Origin of the sequence: Segeticoccus rhizosphaerae, from assembly GCF_009192725.1 — a bacterium.
Taxonomy (GTDB): Bacteria; Actinomycetota; Actinomycetes; order Actinomycetales; family Dermatophilaceae; genus Segeticoccus; species Segeticoccus rhizosphaerae.
The window spans coordinates 1-509 of sequence record NZ_VOHR01000756.1; the positions used below are offsets into that span (position 1 = coordinate 1).

2 protein-coding genes are annotated in these 509 nt (G+C 61.7%); both read left to right on the forward strand.

All coding sequences use genetic code 11. The features are described 5' to 3' along the window. A partial coding sequence (locus tag FRW57_RS23860; RefSeq protein WP_162529503.1) for a hypothetical protein occupies positions 1–272 on the forward strand: 272 nt, incomplete at its 5' end. Further along, positions 257–509 (forward strand): prepilin peptidase (locus FRW57_RS22845; RefSeq protein ID WP_203230535.1); only part of this gene is annotated, 253 nt, incomplete at its 3' end. The genes FRW57_RS23860 and FRW57_RS22845, both read left to right, overlap by 16 nt.

Here is a 509-nt window from a genome sequence, read left to right on the forward strand (position 1 = left end):
CTGAACAATTGGCGCTCGCCGATAGCAAGCGCGAGAGCGAAACTGTCGCGCGGACCAAGGCACCGGCATTTCATAGGGTTTCGCGCGATGAGTTCCGCATCACCACGGCAGAGCCCGGCGCCGCTCCACAGATGAGCATCGGCTCGCGCCAGGCGGCGAAGGAACCGGTCGAGGAGGCCGCTCCTGCTGAGGGAACGAAGATTGCAATGGCTGACTCACCAAAGGTCTCCCAGCAGTTTGAGGTAGTGTTCGGCAAATGGCTGCAGAAGTAGCCCTCTGGGTCGCGATTGCTCTCGCGGTCCTCGGGGCTGCATGGGACATCAGGACACGGCGCATTCCCAATTGGCTGGTGCTGGCACTGGCGGTCTTCGCGACGGGTGCCACACTGGCGTCCGGTGGGCTTGCCACGCTTGGGTCAACCGCGATCCACGCAGTGATCGTCCTGTTTGTCGGGATGGGTTTGTTTGCGATCAAATGGATCGGCGCTGGTGATGCCAAGTTCTACACCG